The sequence below is a fragment of the Nostoc mirabile CHAB5784 genome, from assembly GCF_020829645.1.
In the GTDB taxonomy this organism is placed as follows: domain Bacteria; phylum Cyanobacteriota; class Cyanobacteriia; order Cyanobacteriales; family Nostocaceae; genus Nostoc; species Nostoc mirabile.
In genome coordinates, this window is sequence record NZ_JAIVFS010000014.1 from 97081 (window position 1) to 117133 (window position 20053).

At 39.2% G+C, this 20053-nt stretch carries 18 protein-coding genes; 12 read left to right on the forward strand and 6 right to left on the reverse strand.

All coding sequences use genetic code 11. The annotated features are described in order from the left end of the window. The first annotated feature begins 275 nt into the window (after positions 1–275). From LC653_RS47290 to LC653_RS12145, 4 genes are all read left to right on the forward strand, one after another. Positions 276–359, forward strand: a complete 84-nt coding sequence (locus LC653_RS47290) for a PEP-CTERM sorting domain-containing protein (RefSeq protein ID WP_372478171.1) — start codon at positions 276–278, stop codon at positions 357–359. 417 nt (positions 360–776) lie between these two features. After that, complete coding sequence (locus tag LC653_RS12130; protein WP_229494709.1) at positions 777–1187, forward strand: 2TM domain-containing protein; 411 nt, start codon at positions 777–779, stop codon at positions 1185–1187. Between the two features lie 730 nt (positions 1188–1917). Further along, positions 1918–2241, forward strand: a complete 324-nt coding sequence (locus tag LC653_RS12140) for a phasin family protein (protein WP_109011445.1) — start codon at positions 1918–1920, stop codon at positions 2239–2241. A gap of 78 nt (positions 2242–2319) precedes the next feature. Beyond that, entirely contained in the window at positions 2320–2841 is a 522-nt protein-coding gene (locus LC653_RS12145; RefSeq protein WP_229494710.1) for an FKBP-type peptidyl-prolyl cis-trans isomerase, read from the forward strand. Positions 2842–2909: 68 nt separating this feature from the next. Here the strand turns inward: LC653_RS12145 and dnaB are convergent, their stop codons facing one another. The 3 genes from dnaB to gloB form a co-directional block, all read right to left on the reverse strand. Next, the gene (gene dnaB / locus LC653_RS12150) at positions 2910–4286 is read right to left on the reverse strand and encodes a replicative DNA helicase (protein ID WP_229494711.1); all 1377 of its coding nucleotides are present in this window, start codon (positions 4284–4286) and stop codon (positions 2910–2912) included. Between the two features lie 120 nt (positions 4287–4406). Then, entirely contained in the window at positions 4407–4865 is a 459-nt protein-coding gene (gene rplI, locus LC653_RS12155; protein WP_229494712.1) for a 50S ribosomal protein L9, read from the reverse strand. A gap of 326 nt (positions 4866–5191) precedes the next feature. Beyond that, positions 5192–5965 (reverse strand): hydroxyacylglutathione hydrolase, encoded by a 774-nt coding sequence (gene gloB / locus LC653_RS12160; protein ID WP_229494713.1) that lies wholly within the window; start codon positions 5963–5965, stop codon positions 5192–5194. A gap of 404 nt (positions 5966–6369) precedes the next feature. On the opposite strand from gloB, the gene LC653_RS12165 reads away from it, so the two are divergent. The 8 genes from LC653_RS12165 to LC653_RS12200 all read left to right on the forward strand — a co-directional run bounded on the left by LC653_RS12165 (position 6370) and on the right by LC653_RS12200 (position 16114). Beyond that, complete coding sequence (locus tag LC653_RS12165; protein WP_229494714.1) at positions 6370–7212, forward strand: putative nucleotide-diphospho-sugar transferase; 843 nt, start codon at positions 6370–6372, stop codon at positions 7210–7212. Positions 7213–7241: 29 nt separating this feature from the next. Then, positions 7242–8408, forward strand: a complete 1167-nt coding sequence (locus LC653_RS12170; RefSeq protein ID WP_229494715.1) for a glycosyltransferase family 4 protein — start codon at positions 7242–7244, stop codon at positions 8406–8408. Between the two features lie 230 nt (positions 8409–8638). Further along, positions 8639–10960 (forward strand): ABC transporter ATP-binding protein, encoded by a 2322-nt coding sequence (locus LC653_RS12175; protein ID WP_229494716.1) that lies wholly within the window; start codon positions 8639–8641, stop codon positions 10958–10960. A gap of 4 nt (positions 10961–10964) precedes the next feature. Continuing rightward, positions 10965–12176, forward strand: coding sequence for a glycosyltransferase family 4 protein (locus LC653_RS12180; RefSeq protein ID WP_372478172.1), 1212 nt, complete (start codon positions 10965–10967; stop codon positions 12174–12176). Between the two features lie 52 nt (positions 12177–12228). Continuing rightward, the gene (locus tag LC653_RS12185; protein WP_229494718.1) at positions 12229–13188 is read left to right on the forward strand and encodes a glycosyltransferase family 10 domain-containing protein; all 960 of its coding nucleotides are present in this window, start codon (positions 12229–12231) and stop codon (positions 13186–13188) included. Between the two features lie 3 nt (positions 13189–13191). Further along, positions 13192–14169, forward strand: coding sequence for an Npun_R2821/Npun_R2822 family protein (locus LC653_RS12190; RefSeq protein ID WP_229494719.1), 978 nt, complete (start codon positions 13192–13194; stop codon positions 14167–14169). Between the two features lie 3 nt (positions 14170–14172). Then, complete coding sequence (locus LC653_RS12195; protein WP_229494720.1) at positions 14173–15063, forward strand: Npun_R2821/Npun_R2822 family protein; 891 nt, start codon at positions 14173–14175, stop codon at positions 15061–15063. A 16-nt stretch (positions 15064–15079) separates the two neighbouring features. After that, positions 15080–16114 (forward strand): Npun_R2821/Npun_R2822 family protein, encoded by a 1035-nt coding sequence (locus LC653_RS12200; RefSeq protein ID WP_229494721.1) that lies wholly within the window; start codon positions 15080–15082, stop codon positions 16112–16114. A gap of 54 nt (positions 16115–16168) precedes the next feature. Here LC653_RS12200 and LC653_RS12205 read toward each other — a convergent pair whose 3' ends face one another. From LC653_RS12205 to LC653_RS12215, 3 genes are all read right to left on the reverse strand, one after another. Continuing rightward, positions 16169–17050 carry a hypothetical protein gene (locus LC653_RS12205; protein ID WP_229494722.1) on the reverse strand — a complete coding sequence of 294 codons (882 nt, stop codon included), beginning with the start codon at positions 17048–17050 and terminating at the stop codon, positions 16169–16171. A 281-nt stretch (positions 17051–17331) separates the two neighbouring features. Continuing rightward, complete coding sequence (locus LC653_RS12210) at positions 17332–17706, reverse strand: hypothetical protein (protein ID WP_229494723.1); 375 nt, start codon at positions 17704–17706, stop codon at positions 17332–17334. Between the two features lie 33 nt (positions 17707–17739). Next, entirely contained in the window at positions 17740–19464 is a 1725-nt protein-coding gene (locus tag LC653_RS12215; RefSeq protein WP_229494724.1) for an ABC1 kinase family protein, read from the reverse strand. Between the last annotated feature and the right edge of the window lie 589 nt (positions 19465–20053).

The following is a 20053-nucleotide window of genomic DNA, read 5'->3' on the forward strand; positions in this document are numbered from 1 at the left end:
ACCTTAGCTACATATCACAGACCCTTTCTACACAACCTGGTCAGACATACGAACTTAGTTACTTTTTAGCATCTGTAGCCGAGGCACCTGACCTTGATAATGAATTTCAGACATTTGTAGGTGGAAATAAGATTTTTGATCAAAAAAACATTTCTTACCAGCCATACACACAATATAATTTCAATTTTACGGCAGACGCATCATCTACAGAGTTAAAGTTTGGGTATGTGGATAGATACGCATTTTTCTACTTAGATAATGTGAGTGTAATACCTGTGCCTGAACCATCAAGTATTGGAGGAATAGCAATTGCTGGGTTGTTGGGAATATGGCTGAAGAAAAAGAAGGCAATTAGGTAAAAAGTTTTTTGTCACTCTCGGAAAACAAGAAAGCGATCGCTACACAATCTTAATGGAAAAGGTGCTGTATCTATGCCCGTCGTAGACATCACCTTACGCTTTCCATAAGGGCCACTCATGTCCAATAAGCAACTCCCCTAACCACTTCAGAATTACCGACTAGCATTCAACTTTCAAATAATGTTTGGCTTAATGCCGTAAGAGCGATCGCTCTTACGGCATTGTCATAAAAGCAATATAGAGGTATTGACAAATACAGTAGCCCTAAATCGATTGTGAGAAAATAATAAGCTTGTGAATGTCACTAAGTATTGGGTGCAAAATGTGAAGGCATTCGCTAACTGAATTGAACGAAGCCTATCGAAAACTTCGTGAAATCAAAGGCGCATTTACACACAAACTTATAAGGTAATTAAAATGACTTACGATTCAGAAGATGTGCAAAAAATCCTTCAAATAGCACTTGCTCGTAAACAGGAAGGTGGATTTTCACGAGAACAGCTTATAGAAATGGCATCTGAGTTAGGTATCTCTTCTGATATTTTGGAAACAACTGAAAAAAAGTGGTTAGCTCAACAAGAAGAGGAACGTTCGCGACGCACATTTAATACTTTCCGACGCAGAGCCTTTTGGTCACACTTTATTTCCTTCATAGCGGTGAATTTATTCCTTATTATTTTGAATTTAATAACTAGTCCTAGTTATTTTTGGGCTATCTTCCCAGCATTAGGATGGGGGTTAGGACTATTTTTTCATTGGTGGAGTGTTTATCAGAGTAAAACAGAGGATTACGAGATATCCTTTCAGAAATGGCGTGCAAAAATTTAACTTCTCCCTACTTTTAAAAATGGAGATACAAAGAAGATGCTTTAAGTTTTAAAAGCAATGAGTTTATCTAACCTCTAACTCATTTTATGATATGGGAATCCGATTTGATTTTTGAAAAACCAAGCTGACTGAAAGCTTGCCAAATCAGGTTTTGGTTCTCAGTATACTTGGCAAAACTCAAGTTGGATTCCTATAATTTTTTGGGGCGATCGCTTCACTAGTAACTGTGGCGGAAGCTTGCCTGTTGTTAAGCCCCAACTCTTGGAGTCGAGAGTAATCTTTCACCTAGAAATGGGGAAATTTCCGTACTTGATACTTTGCTGACTCCACTACTGGATAAGATTCTCTCAGTGCTTGGATGAATTTATCTTTAATAGTCTGCAAATCTGCTTGGGGTAAGGCTTTCCACTGCTCGAGTGTTGCCCAAAAAATGATCAGGGTAGCTTCTGTGTGGTCATTGAGGCTAATCTAAACCTCTTTAGGGAGAAATTTAGGATATTCAGCCAGCCCTATTGTCCAAATTAATGCGTCCTTCTGAATAAAATTTTCCCTTAAACTCGGGGCAACCTTAAACTTGAGTCGTTCTATAAGCACACCGTGCGATCTCTGTGTTTGCTAATTTGCCAAAATAGAGATGTAGGCTAGAATAACCACGCTTTTAGCATAGCTTGATTGCCTACACTCAGGAGCAAGGATCGGCTGGTTTGAAATAATTTAAGAGGAAGGGAGTATGGAGAGCAACAACTGGTTGCAACAGCTTATGATGGTGGGTCTTGGCACAACGTCTTTAGTAGCAGAAAAACTGCGCCAAGTCAGCGATGATTTAGTTAAAGACGGTAAGCTCAATCCAGAGCAAGCCAAGGCAGTTATAGATGATATTGCCCAGCAGTTAAAGTCGGAGCAGGGAAACTTCGATGTCCAAATGCAACGGCAAATGCGAAATATGATGCAAGATTTGGGGGTAGCTCGCCAGTCGGAAGTAGACGAACTGCGCGGTAGAATTGATCGTTTAGAGCGTCAATTGCGCGATTTAGAAAATAAGCTTTGGCGTTAAAATGTCCTTTCTGATTTAAACTAATTGTGTCCTGTTGGTAATGTTTTTGCCAGGATACCTAAGTAAGGAGAACTGATTTTGAAAGCAATTTTCCTCAGCGTGGCGTTCATGCTGGCGTGTGTTGTACTTTTGGCTGTAGGGCAAGTAGGTAGTAAACAGAATACTGCCATTGCTGCCCAGATAACCCAAACGCCGCCAGCGCCCCCAACTGTAACTGAAAATAATACTCTAATTGCGAGCAATACTATGTCTGATGCTAATGCCGTAACCACCCCCTCTGGATTAAAGTATGTGGAGTTAAAAGAGGGGACTGGGGCGACTCCTCAATCTGGACAAACGGTTGAAGTTCACTATGTCGGCACTTTAGAAGATGGTACTAAGTTTGATAGTTCACGCGATCGCGGCCAACCCTTCAGCTTTAAAATCGGTGCTGGACAGGTAATCAAAGGTTGGGACGAAGGACTTAGCACTATGAAAGTGGGCGGTAGTCGTCAGTTAATCATCCCCCCAGAGTTAGGTTATGGCGCTCGTGGTGCTGGTGGTGTGATTCCACCCAACGCAACTCTGCTGTTTGAAGTGGAATTGCTGGGAGTTAAGTAGAAACTAGGGCATTGAGAATTGGGCATTGGGCATTGGTTTCTCCCAGTCCCCAGCCCCCAATTCAATAGCTAAATTTTTAAATTTTGAAACTTTGTAAACTGTGGATTGAACAAAAGTTTCGCAGTACCAGTAGGCCCGTTGCGATGTTTAGCTATAATCACTTCTGCAATCCCGCGATCGGGAGTATCTGGAGAGTAATATTCATCGCGGTATAACATTATTACTAAATCCGCGTCCTGTTCGATCGAACCGGATTCTCTCAAATCAGATAACATCGGGCGTTTGTTAGTGCGTGCTTCCACTCCTCGACTTAACTGAGATAAAGCAATAATTGGTACAGATAGTTCACGCGCTAAACCTTTGAGTTGACGCGTAATTTTTGATAATTCTTGAACGCGATTATCGCCTGCTCCTTCCATCAATTGCAAGTAATCTATTACAATCAAACCCAGTGTTCCAAGTTCAGCTTGCAGTCTTCTTGCCTGACTACGCATTTGTGTAACTGTAATATTAGGTGTGTCATCAATATAAATCGGCATCTCCGAAAGGATACCAATAGCACGGCTTAAAGGTTCCCACTGTGTTTGGCTCAGGCGTCCAGTCCGCAGATAACTACTTTCAATTTGCGCTTCGCTAGCTAATAACCGTTGCGTCAGTTGCTCTTTGGACATTTCCAAACTGAAAATAGAAACTGGTAGTTTCTTCCGCTCGTCAATGTTATCATGCTTGATAATAATTTCGTAATTGGCAATATATTGTGCAATATTCATCGAAAAGCTTGTCTTTCCCATTGCAGGCCTAGCAGCGACAATAATCAAATCAGAACGCTGAAAGCCGCCGGTCATGGCATCTAAATCGTAAAATCCGCAGGGAATACCAGGTAAGGCGATGCCTTGATTTCGATCTTCAATATCCTGAAAATTATTAATTAGAGTATCAGAAATGTGAACTAAACCCGATTGGGGACGCTCTTGAGTAACGCCAAAAACTTTCTGTTCTGCCTGATCTAAAACCTGTGGTAATTCTGTTTCTGTCTCGTAACCAAGATGTACAATTTCATTGCCAGCTTTAATTAAGCGCCGCCGCAGGTATTTATCCATCACCAACCCTGCTAAGGCGTCAATGTTGACGGCTGACACTGTGCGGTCTACCAGAGTTGCTAATTTATTTCTACCACCAATGCGGGCAAGCATTTCATGGTCAGTCAGCCAGCTGGTGACTGAGAGCAAGTCTGTGGGTTTTCCTTGGGCGTGGAGCCTCACAGCTGCTTGATAAATATCTTTGTGAGCGCTAATGTAAAAAGCTTCGGGAAGGAGGCGATCGCTAACTCGACTAATCGCTTCTGGATCTAGTAAAATACCTCCCAAAATCGCTTCTTCCGCCTCAATATTTTGTGGAGGGAGGCGATCGCTACCAGACAATTGAAAACTCAGTTCTTCAGCCATAAACGATTTTAGTTTTGAAATTTTGCTAGAGACGCGATTAATCGCGTCTGTACAAGGGAGACGCGATTAATCGCGTCTGTACAAGAGTTAGCGTGCTTCCCCTGCTCCCTCTGCTGTCTCCTAGCTAGCGACGACTTGAATATCGATTTGTGCCGCTACTTCCGAATGCAGCTTGATTTCGGCTTGATAAGTACCAAGGTGATTAATATCGGGGATGGTAATTCCACGCCGATCGATTTCTTGACCGGTGGCTGCCTTAATCGCATCTGCAACATCTTGGGTGGTGATAGTACCGAAAATTGCTTCGTTTTCACCAACTGGCTTGGCAATTGTCAAGCTGCCAACTTTTTCTAAAGATTCTTTTTGCTCAAGAGCTTGTTGTCTGAGTTCTAATTGCCGTTGACGCTCTTGCTCACGACGGCGTTCTACTTGCTTGAGAATACCAGGAGTGGCATTGGTTGCCAATTTTTGGGGAATCAGATAATTACGAGCGTAGCCAGGAGCTACTTCCACTAAATCGCCAGATTTTCCCAGCTTGCTGATATCCTGATTTAAAACTAACTGTACGCGTTTCGCCATCGTTTTTCCTGTAAAATCTGATTAATTCGGGTTTGGGTAAGATAGCTCACAATGTCAGTGCTGTATTCCAAGCTTCTTTGCCTATACCCTAAAGCTTACAGATCGTAGCGAAAGGAAGGGTGCGATCGCAACTATTAGAGAAAATTGAATGAATTGGGGAATGGGGAGTGGGGAGTGGGGAGTGGGGAGTGGGGGAAGCAGAGGGAGCAGAGGGAGCAGGGGAAGCAGGGGAGACAAGGTGACTTAAGTGAGAACTTGCAACAAGTAAGAAGTCTTTCTCCTTGTCCCCTTGTGTCTTCCCAATGCCCAATGCCCAATGCCCATACTTAAAAGTTATTTCTCATTTCTCGTATCCGTGCAAAGGTTTGGACTGCATCGCTACTCTTAACAGTTAATTGTAATGATTCCTGATCCCAACGTAAAAAGGGATTTGTTCGCTTCTCCACTCCCAGCAGCGAGGGGATGGTAGCTTCTCCTCGGCTACGGTAAGCTTTTACTTCATTGAAGCGTCTTTGTAAGTCGGTATTGTTGCCATCCACAGTTAGGGCAAATTGCAGATTTTTCAAGGTGTATTCGTGGGCACACCAGATGCGTGTATCATCAGGTAGAGAGCGCAATTTGCTTAAAGAGTCCACCATTTGGCTCGGTGTTCCTTCAAACAAGCGACCGCAACCGCCAGAAAATAAGGTATCGCCGCAAAATAAGTCGCCTGTCTCACCAGCTTTTTCTGGGGGAAAGTAGTAAACGATGTGAGCGCGGGTATGTCCGGGAACGAAGATAACTTCAGCTATGCGATCTGCAAACCCGACGCGATCGCCTTCTTGCAAAAACACCTGCTGACCGGGAATTCTACCACGATCCTCCGCTCCTCCATAAACTATCAATTGGGGGAATTGTTCTATTAATTGCTTATTACCACCCACATGATCGTTATGGTGGTGCGTGTTGAAAATTGCTACTAACTCAGCTTGTAATTCTGCCAGTTTCTTTAATACTGGTTGAGACTCCGCTGGATCGACAACAGCGGCGATATTTTGCTTTTCGTCATGCAACAAGAATATGTAGTTGTCTGAGAGTGCTTCCAGACGGATTACCTGCATTACCTCTGTCTCCCTTACAACATAAATGTTTGGTATTGAGTAGCAATCCTACATTCCAGTGAATAATAGGGCTACCTGCACAAGCTATATTAAGTATTTATACTTTGTTTATTATAGCTATAGTGCAATATTAACCATGATGATATTATACAACCGTGCTTACAAGGTAATTATACTTAAACTAAATCAACTTCAGATGAATTTATCAGTAAAATTTCGCTGGGAATACCAACAAATAAAAAGTTAGATTTATTCTATTATTTTTTTACTTAAAAATAATAATTTTTCAAGTTAATATTTTGTTTATATTTACTCTATTTAATTTGAATATAACTAAAAATAGAGTAAAATTTTGAAAAAATCCCTATTTAATTTCCTAATAAACAACAATTATCATTTTATTTATGTCAACAAAAACTAAAGGATTTATTACAATTTTAACTGGACTATACTCTTTTCAAGATTGTATTCATTTTTTAGCGGCGGTTAGAAAGTTTCATCAAGAACCGATCATTATTTTAATTGACCAAGTTCCAATAGTTCTTTATCCCTTGCTAAAGGCGTTCAAAAATGTAATTTTAAAGCCAGCGCCTGCAAATGAAAATACTGTTTTAGCATCACGCCAAGCAAAATTGGCTCTATATGCAGCTTCTGAGTTTGATAAAACAATTTACCTAGATTCTGATATTTGTTTACTTTCGGATATCAATGATGTATTTGAGTATTTAGATGAATATGACTTTTTACTAACTGAAGATGTGCAACCTTCTATTCTTAAAGCTACAAATTTATTACGTGGTAAACAAGAAGACCTTTTGCCAAATGTTTTGCCAATTCTGCAATCTGTAGGTTTACCATTACAAGCAGATAGTGTGCAATATAATGGCGGTTTTATGGCTTTTCGGAAAACAGAAGTAACCAAGGTATTTTTTGAAGAATTCCAACGTTATTTTGAGATTGTCAAAAATAACCAAGATAAATTACTCCTAAAAGATCAAGGAGCTTTTGCTTCTGCGATCGCATCTGTACGCCCTCACATGAAAATACTGCCACCAACCTATAATTATCTCAGTAAGTGGCAGGATGCTTACAATATTCAGGATACAATTAAAGTTCTTCACTGTACCTATCCTTATAGGCCTCAATATGCTAAAAACATTACTCGTTCCTTATATACAAGGGTTTTTGACAGATTCGCTAAAGTTTTTTTACCAAATCAAGTTCAAAATCCCTGGCGTAATAAATGATGCATTTATAAGTAGGAAATTTAGCATTTATGAAAGATAGATTAAAGGTATCGTTGCTTGTCTGGAATTTATCTACTAATGATGGTTTTATTCGTGCTTCGTTATTAAAAGCAGCCTTGATTAGGCTGGGATACGAAGTAGAAATCCTGGGCTTCTTATTTGGTAATGAGTTGTACGGAGCAATTCCCTTAGAATCTGAAGTATATGCTGTAGAAGGTATTAATTATCCAAGTTTTTTTAAATCCGTAGGTAAAATTTTAAAACATATTGATGGAGATATTATTTATGCAATTAAGCCTCAACCAGCTAGTTTTGGAGTCGCACTATTAAAGAAACTATACACTCGCCGAGCAGTAATTTTAGACATCGATGATTGGGAACTTAGCTGGTATGGCGGCGATGAATGGCAATATCGTCCCACACTCAAACAGCTAGCAAAAGACTTATTTAAAAAAGACGGTGTTTTGAGATTACCTAATCATCCTTTGTACTTGAAATGGATGGAAGCTTTGGTGAATCAAGCTAATGCAGTGACAGTACATACTGAATTTTTGCACCAACGTTTTGGCGGGACATTTGTTCCCAATGGCAAGGATACCTCTTTATTTGATCCCACTCAATATGATGCTGAGTCTAGTAGAAGCCGTTATGGTTTATCTCAATATCGTATTTTAATGTTTCCTGGTGCGCCAAGACCCTATAAAGGTCTAGAAGATGTTCTCATAGCACTCGATAAAATTAATCAGCCAGACTTAAGACTAGTCATTGTAGGTGGCAGTCCTTATGATGATTATGATCAGCAACTTCAACAAAAGTGGGGACGCTGGATTATCAAATTACCAAAGTATCCAGCTGATGTTATGCCTGATTTGGTAGCGGCGGCTCACATTGTAGTCGTCCCCCAGCGAGATACCCCAGAAACTCGTGCTCAATTTCCCCTAAAGTTGACAGATGGAATGGCAATGGCTAAACCTATATTATCAACACGAGTTGGAGATATTCCCAAAATTTTAGGTGATACTGGTTATTTAGTCGAGCCTGGTTGCCCTGAACAGATTGCTGAACAAATTCAATTGATTTTTCAAAATTTAGAGTCAGCAAACCAGCGAGGTATCAAGGCAAGAGAAAGATGTGTGGAACACTATAGCATAGAGGCTATGGCTTCTGTACTGAAGTCGGTAATTGCTCAGTTGTGAATATTAATAGGGCATTGGGCATTAAAAAAGAGATTTTCATTGCCTTATGTGCCAAATCGATTCTAGATACTATCTGGCAAAATCTCGCGATTGCTGGTGTTGTAGGTTTAACTGTGTTTTAACGGAGTTGAGAAATGAAGATTATTTAGTTTTATTTATCTGATAATTAGCCAATCTAACAAGTAATTTGTGAATTATATTAATAAGTGAAAGTGGCATAAAAATACGCAATGTCTACCAGAAAACTACTACTAAGATTCGCTAAACCCTATCCAGGTTTGATTCTGCTGACAATATTGTTAGGATTTTCTGGAGCCTTATTTAATGGAATTAGCACAGCTTTAATTGTGCCAGTGATTTTAAAAATTGTGGGACAAGAAGTAGATTTAAGTACTGCCCCTCCCATCCTAAAAAATTTGGTATCTCCCTTTGATAATACTCCAGAATCTTACCGGATAGTAGTAATGGCTGGGGCGATTATATTCACAATTTTTTTAAAAAACTTAGCTACTTATGCCAGCGCCTTAGCATCGAGTTCTTTAACCCGAAAGCTGACATCGGATATGCGCGAAACTGGGTTAAAGTTATTACTAGAAATTGATATAGATTATTATGCCAAGACAAAGGTTGGTGATTTAATCAACCGTCTTGGTGGAGAAATTGGTCGGGCTGCAACTGCTATAGGTAGTACAGTCAGGATGGTTATCCTGGGAATCACAATTTTAGTTTTCGTCAGTTTATTGCTGTCAATCTCTTGGCAGCTGACAATTGCTGCTACGCTTTTGCTGTCGTTGGTGACGTTAATAAATCAGTATGCAATTTCCCGCTCTAGAAATTTTGGGAAACAGCTTAGTGAGATGTCTAGAGCATATTCAATCTCTGTGCTGGAGACTTTGAACGGAATCCGACTGGTAAAGGCGACGGGAAATGAAGAAAAAGAATATCAACGGATTAAAAAATTAATTCGCGATCGCGAATTAGCAGATTTCCAATCTCAGGTTAATTCAGAAGCGATTACACCTCTGAGTGAGGTGATGGGTATTACAGCTTTACTGCTGATTGTACTTTTGAGCAAAACCTTCTTTGCTTCTCAAGTTTCTTCTCTTTCCACTGTACTCCTAACGTATTTATTAGTGCTGCTGCGAGTGCTGCCATTAATTTCTCAGTTAAATAGTATTCGCAGCAACTTTGCCAGTACTGCTGCCAGTGTAGATGTGACGAATGAGTTTTTAAGCCTGCACGATAAGCCGTTCATGGATAAGGGTAAGGTTCCCTATACAAAATTACTTGAGGGCGTGTCTTTTAATTCTCTTTGCTTTGCCTACCCTGGTCATGAAAAGTTGGTACTCAAAGATGTGAATTTATTTTTACCGCGTGGCACGACCTTAGCATTAGTAGGCAGTTCTGGTGCTGGTAAATCAACTTTAGCAGACCTTTTGCCCAGATTCTATGATCCAATAGCTGGCAGTATTACCATTGATGGTACTGATTTGCGGGAGTTCGATGTTGTATCCCTGCGAAAGCGAATGGGGATTGTTAGTCAAGATACCTTTCTTTTTAATGACTCGGTAAAGAATAACATCGCATACGGACGAGCAGAGGCTACTGAGGATGAAATTCTTGCAGCAGCCAAGCGGGCAAATGCCTATGAGTTTATTAGCAAATTGCCTCAAGGATTTGATACCTTGATTGGCGATCGCGGCGTGATGTTATCTGGTGGACAAAGGCAAAGATTAGCGATCGCCCGCGCCCTGCTTCAAAATCCCGAAATTCTGATTTTAGATGAAGCCACCAGCGCTTTAGATACCGTTTCCGAACGCTTAGTACAATCTGCGCTTGATGATTTGAGTCGCGATCGCACAACCCTTATAATTGCTCACCGCCTTTCCACAGTCCAAAAAGCCAATCAAATTGCCGTATTAGATCAAGGACAGGTGGTAGAAGTGGGAACCCATGAAGAACTTTTACAAAAAGGTGGTTACTACTCGCGTTTGTACTCAATGCAATTTAGCGATCGCCCTAACAAAAACTTGATTCAGACAAAAATTCTTAAGGCAATGCGCCTAAACTCAAATAAATTTGTTGAACATCCTGAAGCCGCTACTAAACACAAGCAAAGCTTGTTCCGCATCTCTCACGAAATTCGGACACAGTTGAACTCGATGATTGGGTTCCTACGTTTATTACTTGATGATTTGGTAGACGATTCCCAAGAACAGCAGAAATTAATTGAAGACTCTTACAAATCAGCTTGGAGGATTCTCAACACCATAGATGTTTTTGAGGATGTTATTAACTTGCAAACAAAGGGGGAAATTATCTCAATTTCTGAACAAAATCAAGATATTATAAGTACCTATTATCAGACCTTTAATCATCTCTCCATTGAGTTTCGGGTTTCTCTAAATCTCATACTTAGCTCTCTCCGCTCTCTAGCTGATAATTTGACATACACCACAGAAGAACAAAAGGGATTAATTACTGAAAGTTATGAATATGCTATATATTTGCTCGACCATTTAGAAATTTTTGAGAATAGTATTAATGTTTAAAATTATGAAAAATTATGCTTTAAAAAAACACTATATTTTTTTCATTGGTGAAGAGTTGCCGCAGCCAGAGGCTCACCTAGTACAGTCTACAAATGCAGCTAACGGCGCTGCCAACTTGGGATACTCAACAGTTTTGGTATATCCTGAAAAAGGAGCAAAAGCTATTAATCCAGCTAATTTAGCTCGTCCTTTTCAACCGAGACAAACACCAACAGAACTTATTAAATATTACAACCTTCATGACAAGTTAAAAGTTGCTCCCTTACCAATGCCTTGGCCGATTGACCATTTTCGGAGTAAATTTACTGACTCTAATACCATTGCCAGCAAGTATTATTTACCATTTCACATACTTCCAACTACTAAAATTGTCCACAGTCGCAACTGGAATTTTATCAAAGCTGCCATCAAAAATGGCATTCCGGCAATTTATGAACACCACCACCACGAAGATAAACCATTTGAGCCAGAAATTGTTACAAATCCGCTATTGCAACTTGCTGTCACAGTTGTAGATACTATCCGCGAAAGCATGATTAAAAATGGGATGCCACCAGAAAAAGTGATTAAACTGCACAATGGTTTTAATCGCTTATTTATGGAGAGACAACCAGAAAAAGCAGCAGAATGGCGTCAAAAACTATTGCCAGACGAAAGCCAAAAATTGGTACTTTATGCGGGAGCGTTACAGCAATTTAAAGGTATTGATGTACTAATTGATGTGGCTAACGAAATGCCTAATGTGCAATTTGTTTGTGCAGGTGGTAAGCCAACACAAGTTGAATATTATCAGCAATTGGTAAAAGAAAAACAAGTTTATAATATTAAATTTTTGGGCTATATATTACATAACGATTTAGCATCTTTGCTACAAGCAGCTGATGTTTTAACTCACCCTCATTGTTCGGGAAAAGCGGCAACTTTCACATCTCCTTTAAAGCTGTTTGACTACTTCGCCTCTGGGACTCCCATTGTAGCAACAGAAATTCCATCATTAGTTGAATTTCAAGATACTCAGTCGATTACTGCTTGGTGTGAGCCAGATAACCCCAGCAAATTTGCCGAATGTCTAAAGCGGGTTTTAGAAACTCATCCCAGAAAAATAGAAGGTTATACAGATAGTATCAATTTTGTCAAGCAGTTTTCCTGGGAAAATCGAGCGGCAAAAATTCTTAGTTATGTTGATGAATCTCTGTTACCCCAACTTGTTGTATAAGGGAAAATGGGCAAAATAAATAATGATAAATAATAACTGATTAATAACTAAAATGACTATCAAAACTGTAGGTATGATTAGCAGCTATCGAGGTTTAGAAACTAGAGCCGATTGGCTGTGGCAACAAACTCCGAATCAATTTGGAGTTTGGGGCAATATGCAAATGCAAGCACTGGCAGCCAAACCAGATTTTCTGCTGATGTATCAATTTGATTTTCCCCAAGCATCGCCACAAAAATCCTGGTTAGATAGTTTTCGCAAACGGCAGCAAAAATCAGTAGTAAATATTGATTCTTTACTGCGTGATGTGAGTAAAGAGCAAATTATTTATTTACTAAGAGAACCGCCTTTAGATGAAATTGTAGAAATAAATAATCATAATTATCAACAAGCCCAGCAGTATTGCGGCTATGTTTCTGGCCCTGATGATTTTGCTCCCACTCCCGACTATATGCCTGCTATTTGGTATCATTCAAATTCATTTCAAGATTTAAATGAAATGCCACCTCCCCAAAAGGTTGCCTCATGTAGTTGGATTACTTCAGGAATTAGCCGTACAGTTAATCATCGCCAACGTTTAAATTTTTTACAGTCCCTACAATCTAGTGGTATGAAATTTGATTTGTATGGGCGTAACTTACCCCAATGGGCGAAAAAGTCGGGAGAACTGGGTAATAAGTGGTATGGCATGGCACCATACTATTACAATCTGGCAATTGAAAATTATGCTGATAATAATTGGTATGTGAGTGAGAAACTTTGGGATAGTTTACTTGCCTGGTGTCTGCCAATATACTATGGCGGCCCGGCTGCTGATAAATTATTGCCACCGGGTAGTTTTTTGCGGTTGCCTAGTTTAGATGAAAAAGGCATTGCCTACATTCAAGAAGTGACAGCTACGCCTGATGCTTGGTATGAGGCTAAGGATGCGATCGCAGAAGCACGTCAAATCATTTTACACAAATTAAACCTGCTTAACTGGTTGTCAAACTTTGTTGAACAACACTCATAAATTATGAATGGTATTTGTACCCTTGGCAATGATTATGTTTTCGATCAACTGGTAGCTTTGCTCAACAGTATTGATGTTATCTTGGGGCCGGAAACTCCTGTTTGTATCTATCCTTTTGATGATCAGACACAGCGAATTGCTGACGAAATAGCTAAACGCCCTAATGTATTCCTTTACGATAATCAAGAATCAATCAACCGTTGGGATCAATTTATGCTAGAGGCCAGTCCTGCTAGTATGAACAAAAATAAATACAGAATTTATGGTGGTCATCGGCGATTTTGTGCGTTTGATGGGCCCTTTGAGCGGTTTGTTTATTTGGATGCTGATACTCTAGTGATGAATTCACTAGATTTGATTTTTCAGAAATTAGATGAATATAACTGTGTTGTCTACGATTTCCAGTTTAAACATCCAGATAAAGTTTATAACATTAGTTCAGTTAAACTACTACAAGTTTTTGATGAAAATCGGATCAGAACAGAAATATTTTGTTCAGGATTTTACGCTTCTAAAAAAGGCTTGTTTGAACCAGATAAATTAAATAAGCTATTAGCTAATTTGAGAGCAGGGGAGAGAGAAATACTCTATCCAACAGGAGACCAACCAGTTATAAACTATATGTTTATGAGGTCTGGCATACCAGTTTATAACTTTGCCCATAACTTACAAAATCATGAAATTACAGGTAATTCTGTTACTTCTGATCATTTTGAAGAAAAAGATAAAATTCTTTATGACAAAGGTAATCGCCTAACTTATCTCCATTACATTGGTATTCCTCCTAATATCAATCAAGCAGTCTGTGCTGGAGAAAATATTGAGTTTCCCTATCGAGATTTATTTCTCTATTATCGTTACTTACACGAACCAGAAAAGCGTCCAGTTTTTAAGAACCCTCCCAAAAGTTATAATGACGCCCCAACACCAAATTTACTTACAAGAGCTTTGCGAAAACTTAAGTTAATTAACCAAGGATAATTTATGACTAGGGGCATTTATATTGTTGCCAATGACCGGGTTATCGATAATGCGATCGCTTTACTCAATAGCATTCGTTACTATGATCCAGAAGTTACCGTTTATCTCATACCTTTTAATGAAAATTATCATAAGGTAGCAGAACAGCTTGCTACTTTGCATAAAGTACAAATTTTTCCAGATTTAGAACTTATTGATAAATTTACCAAACGCATCGGAGAAATTTTTGATCGAGATTTCCTTGCCTTACCCAACAAAATGCGTAAACTTGTGGCGTGGTTTGGCCCTTTAGATGAGTTTATTTATATTGATACGGATATTGTTGTTTTTGAAAAAATTGCCGACAATTTAGACAAGCTTTCAGAAGTTGATTTCTTCTGTTGTGATTACCATCATGCCAATGACAAGCTGCGAAATATCTTTTCTACATTTGTGAAAGAGCAGCAAATTTTTTCAGATGCTCAACTTGAAGACGTTTTCAATAGCGGTTTTTGGGCTTCGAGAAAAGGAACTATTACCGAACAACAGATGGATGAAGCTTTGCGCGAATGTGCTGCACATCGCGAATATTTTGATTTTTCTGAAGGAGTTACAGACCAACCCATTTTAAATTATCTTGTTCTCAAACTAATTGCCAAACGTGGAAATCTCGTTAAAATCCCTGGAGGAGGGCCTGGTAGTTGGGCAGGTTCGCAAAATTTCCAACAGCAAGACTACGCCCTCTATGACCGAGGACAAAGACTAAAATATCTGCATTGGGCTGGCACACGGATGAAAACTGGTAGTCCCTATTGGCAATTGTGGGAACACTATCGCTATCTCCATGAGGGTAAATTCGCCTTTATCCCCAAACTGACTCGCCGTTTATTTCCCTTTGTTTCTGCCCGTACTTAATATTAGGAGTATCCCAATGATTGATGGCATTTACATCCTAGCCAATGATGTCGTCTATGACCAATTAGTTGCGTTGCTCAACAGTATAGAAGCTAATGCTGGTAGAAAAATTCCTGTTTGTATAATTCCATATAATGAGCAGTTAGACAAAGTAAAGGCAGAGATTGCATCTAGAGAAAATGTCACCTTATTTGAAGATTCTGATTCCATAGCTTACTGGGATGACTTTGCTACTCAGATATGGAAAAATTATCCTAGAGCACAAAAAACTTGGCGAGGGTGGGGCTTTCCAGAACTCTATCGGCTACCAATGCACCGCAAATTATGTGGTATGGATGGCCCCTTTGATAGATTTATTTATTTTGATGCAGATACCTTGTTAATGGGGCGCGTAGATTATGTATATGAAAAATTAGATGCTTATGATTGGGTAGTCAATGATTTTCAGTATAAGTCTGATTTAAAGTTTGTTTTTGATGGTTCCTCAGAGCAGATGCAGCAAGTTTTCAACTCAGATAACTTGCAATCTAAAGTATTTTGTGCTGGTTGGTTTGCCACTAAAAAGAATATTTTTTCCCCAGCTATAAGAGCCGACTTTCTCAACAAATTAATAGCGGGTGAAGCTGAAGTCATGTGTTGTTTAGGCCCTGACCAATCTTTATTTAACTATATGGTATTGAAAAGTGGAATTCCATATTATAATTTTGCTTTTCATGACTGCAAACAGTCAACTGGTAATCACTGGAGTTCTCAATTTGATGTAGTAGATAACATCCTTTATGACCAAGGACGGCGGCTGACATATCTGCACTATATGAGTATAAATTCATCAAACTTTACTCAACTTTGCGCTGGTGAAGATGTTAATATTCCATATCGAGATGTGTTTTTGCATTATAGATATTTAAAGTCGCCAGAACAAAGACCCACAAGCTTTAAGCGTCAGAGTCCACTAATACGTCTGCAAAAGACTACTACAAGTTTTTTCAATCAAAAAGTCAACAATATTAAGCTGAACTATCGTAATTTCAAGGATAGAATTACTAAATAATTAAACAAAATCCGACTTGAAAGTTGTTTAATTTGTAGCTTATCTATAGCCCACTTATCGGTAATAAAAATCAAAGTCTTTCAAAGTTATAATTCTTAAGCGCAGTAAATTATATAAATATTTAATAATTTTATTGCTTTTAAGCATAATTCTTTGCCCAATGAAGCGTTTGGGGTATTCTAGCTTTGTTTGTTGCTCAAAATATATTGCCACATCCTCCATTTTCGACTCTCCCTTTTTGATTCTGACAAATTCAATTCTATTCTTAAAGAAAGAGATACCCTCCATTGCACTCCATCTAACGGGTAAACCTGCTTTAGCAGCTGCTAAACCTATTGCATTACCTTCGGAATCATACAGTCCATTTAACTCACAATAAGATGCGAGGATTTCCCACTGTTTGAGAAATTCTATTTCCTTTCCAGAGTCTTTTGTAACTGCAAATAAATATTCATAAACAAAGTTAATATTTTCATTTTCTAGTTCTAAATTTAACTTTGAAGCAGCCTTTTTAGCCACTTTAAACTCTTTCAGAAGTTTGGTATCAGGATTACCAGCTAGAACCTTGGCATACTTTTTCGGCATATTTTCACAACCCCTTGCCGTTATTCCTGGTATTGAAATCCATTTCGGATTTTGTGGAACTGGCGCTAATATTCGCATATCTGCATCAATGAATATGCATGAATTAAATAGAGATAAACCCTTGGCTATTGCAAATCTTTTGTCATGGTAAAACTTAACGCTTTGTTGTCTGTGCTTAAATGCTAAAACGTTAGGTTGTTGGCTAAAGTCGCTAGGACAATCAGTTAAAATAACAAAAGAAGTGTTAGGCGAATATTTATCTATATCTTTTGCTAATAACAATGCAAGATCACGATAGTTCTTCCCACATGCTAAAGTACAAAAACAAAATGCCTTTTTGTCTTGAGTCATAGCTTTTTACACTCCTTCTAATTAAATAAAAATCTGCAACGCCAAAATTATAAACAAAGTTGAGTATACTTTGAGTCATAATTGATATCTCTTTAGCAGAGATACTGAGAATGGAAATTTCAGTATTTGTACGTAATCTTAACGCAATTAAATTTTGGATTTATAAAATTTTAGTACAAAATAAGTATTCACCACTAGCTAATGATTTCATTTTTAGTGGAACATCATTGCTGGCGGTGAGTATTTACGGTAATTTGTATGTTGGTGAAGCGTTCTACTATCTAAGAAAAAGAATCTAAATCTAAAGATTGCATACCTTCGCGTTCTATAAAGGTCATCATGCTTCCCAACTGCAACCAAACTAATAAACAAGTAAACACACTAATTGGTAAACCGACTCCTAAAGCTAAAGAGGAGGGAAAGCCAAATATTGCTAAACCTGAAGATAGAAATAGACTAGTACCGCCGGTTATGCCGATAAATGGCACAAGTAATTGTTTTAGTGAGGAACGCGGTTTAGTATTTTCTGTACGTTCGGTTGGCCATTTCTGCACAATTACTTTCAAAGTACCAGATAATGCCAAACCAGATGTTAATGCTGTCAGAAATCCAACAAGTAACAGAAAATAAGGCGGTTGCAGAGGAAAATAGTACATGAAAACTCCTGATTTATATTAAATAAAGATTTTTTACTTTTTGTTTGTTGACTGCTTCCCAGCAAAAGGCCCAAGGAATGTAGCTTTTGGCAGGATAGCAGCTGCTCCTTCCCTGGATAAGTTTGTTAAAATGCCGATCGCTACATTTAATAAACGATCTGGTTTTATGTCATCTTTAACCAGGTTCCACAGGCGTTGGACATCTTCGGTGTGGAGGCGGTCATCTTCGGTGAGAGCAAGCACCAACTGCCGCCGCAGAAACTTGCCTTCTTCCGAAATTAAATATTGGAATCCCATCTGGGCTGTGGGCAATACATCAAAGTTGTTATCAGTCCGAGCGATCGCAATTAAATTTTCTAACCGCTGCCACTGAAATTTACCATCTTTGAACAACACATTCAATAATCGTCGCCGTAATGCGGGCGATTCTCCTGTCAGCAACCGCCGTGCTATATAGGGATAACCCACTTCAACAATTTTGAAATCTGGGTTGAGGCTAAGGGCAATACCTTCTTGAGTCACCAAGGAACGAATAATCAAAGCAAACTTCGCCGGGACTCGGAAAGGATATTCATACATCAGTTCCGAGAATTCATCGGTAATAGTTTTGAAGTTAAAATCCTTGACATTTTTGCCTATGGCGTTTCCCAATACCGCTTCTAATGCTGGCACAATCGGGCAAATATTCGTGTCTGGAGTCAGAAATCCTAATTTTACAAAATCTTCGGCTAGGTCGGTGTAGTCTTTATTCACCAAATGCACTAGTGCATCCACCAGTGTTTCTTTGGTGGTTTCCTCCAACTGATCCATCATGCCGAAGTCAATATAAGCCATCCGACCATCGGGGACAGCAAACAAATTGCCAGGATGAGGGTCAGCATGAAAGAAGCCGTGTTCTAAAAGCTGTTGCAATCCTGATGTAACGCCAATTTGGATAATCGCTTCTGGATCTAAACCTGCTTCTTGAATGCGTTTAGTATCTGTCAACTTGAAGCCGTCAATCCATTCCAGGGTTAAAACGTGGGTATTGGTATAACGCCAGTAAATTCCTGGAACTTTAACTTGGGGGTCGTTGCGGAAGTTGCTAGCAAATTTTTCGGCGTTGCTACCTTCATTTATATAGTCGATTTCTTCAAATAACTTCGTGCCAAACTCATCCACGATTAAAGTTAGGTCGTGACCGAGATTCAGGGGTAACCAGGGAGCTACCCAACTCGCCCCCCACCGCAATAGATAGAGGTCGCGGGTGAGAGTCGGGCGTAAGTTGGGGCGTTGCACCTTCACTGCGACTTCTTCGCCACTGATTAGACGACCACGATATACTTGACCCAAGCTAGCTGCTGCTACTGGGTTAGGCGACAGTTCGCTAAAACTTTCGTGAATTGGACGGTCTAGTTCAGTTTCGATAATTTTGTAAGCGATCGCATTATCGAAAGGTGGTAACTGATCTTGTAACTTGATCAGTTCTTCTAGAAAATCCTTACGTATTAGGTCAGGTCTAGTAGAGAGGGCCTGACCAACTTTGATAAAAGTCGGGCCGAGGCGGGTGAGCAGTTCTCGCAACTGGATTGCTCGTTTACCCTTGTTCTGCTCAACTTTATCTTGCCATTCGTCCCACTTGAGACTGAGTATAAATCCCGCAAAAGAGAAGATAATTCTCAGGAGTCGCCCCCAGGCTAGCCAGGGACGGTAACTATAGTAGCGAGCGATCGCCTCTGGATTATAGAGTTTTAGCAGAGCAGGTTGATACTGACCCACGCCTTTATTTGCCTCTTCAACTGAAAAATTTACAATGATTGTTTTTCTCCTAACCCACAAGTTAGTTGCAAGTTCAGGATAGCGGTAGTCTTTTATCTAAAACAACTAGAACTCTACCCTTTTGGGATACTGTTCGCGGTGATTTTAGCTTATGTTACTGCCTAGATTTGTTTATCTTTTTCTTAATTATACTTTATAAAACTACAACTACTTATCCAACTTTCAGATGATTTTATCTTTTCTTAACTATTATTTATAAAAATATAAATATTTACCTATGTCTGATTATGCAAATTTAAATAGACTGCGATCGTAAGTAACTTTATTTACTAACAGTTATATGGAGTAGTAGTACTATTACTGCCTTGGATTTAATCTTCGTTACCATTCCCGCCTCGGAATAAATTCCTCTTGCTTATAGCTAAAGTCCTCTCAAGAGGACTAAATACAAAATTTTCAGCCATGTAGAAGGCTATCTTATAGCGGTTCTCAGTTGAGTAGGTATAGAACCCCACCTTCTAAGCGTAAGCTCCTCGCTTGCTCTGATATACCTCATTTGATTAGGAAAAGCTATATGTAAAAGGGAAAA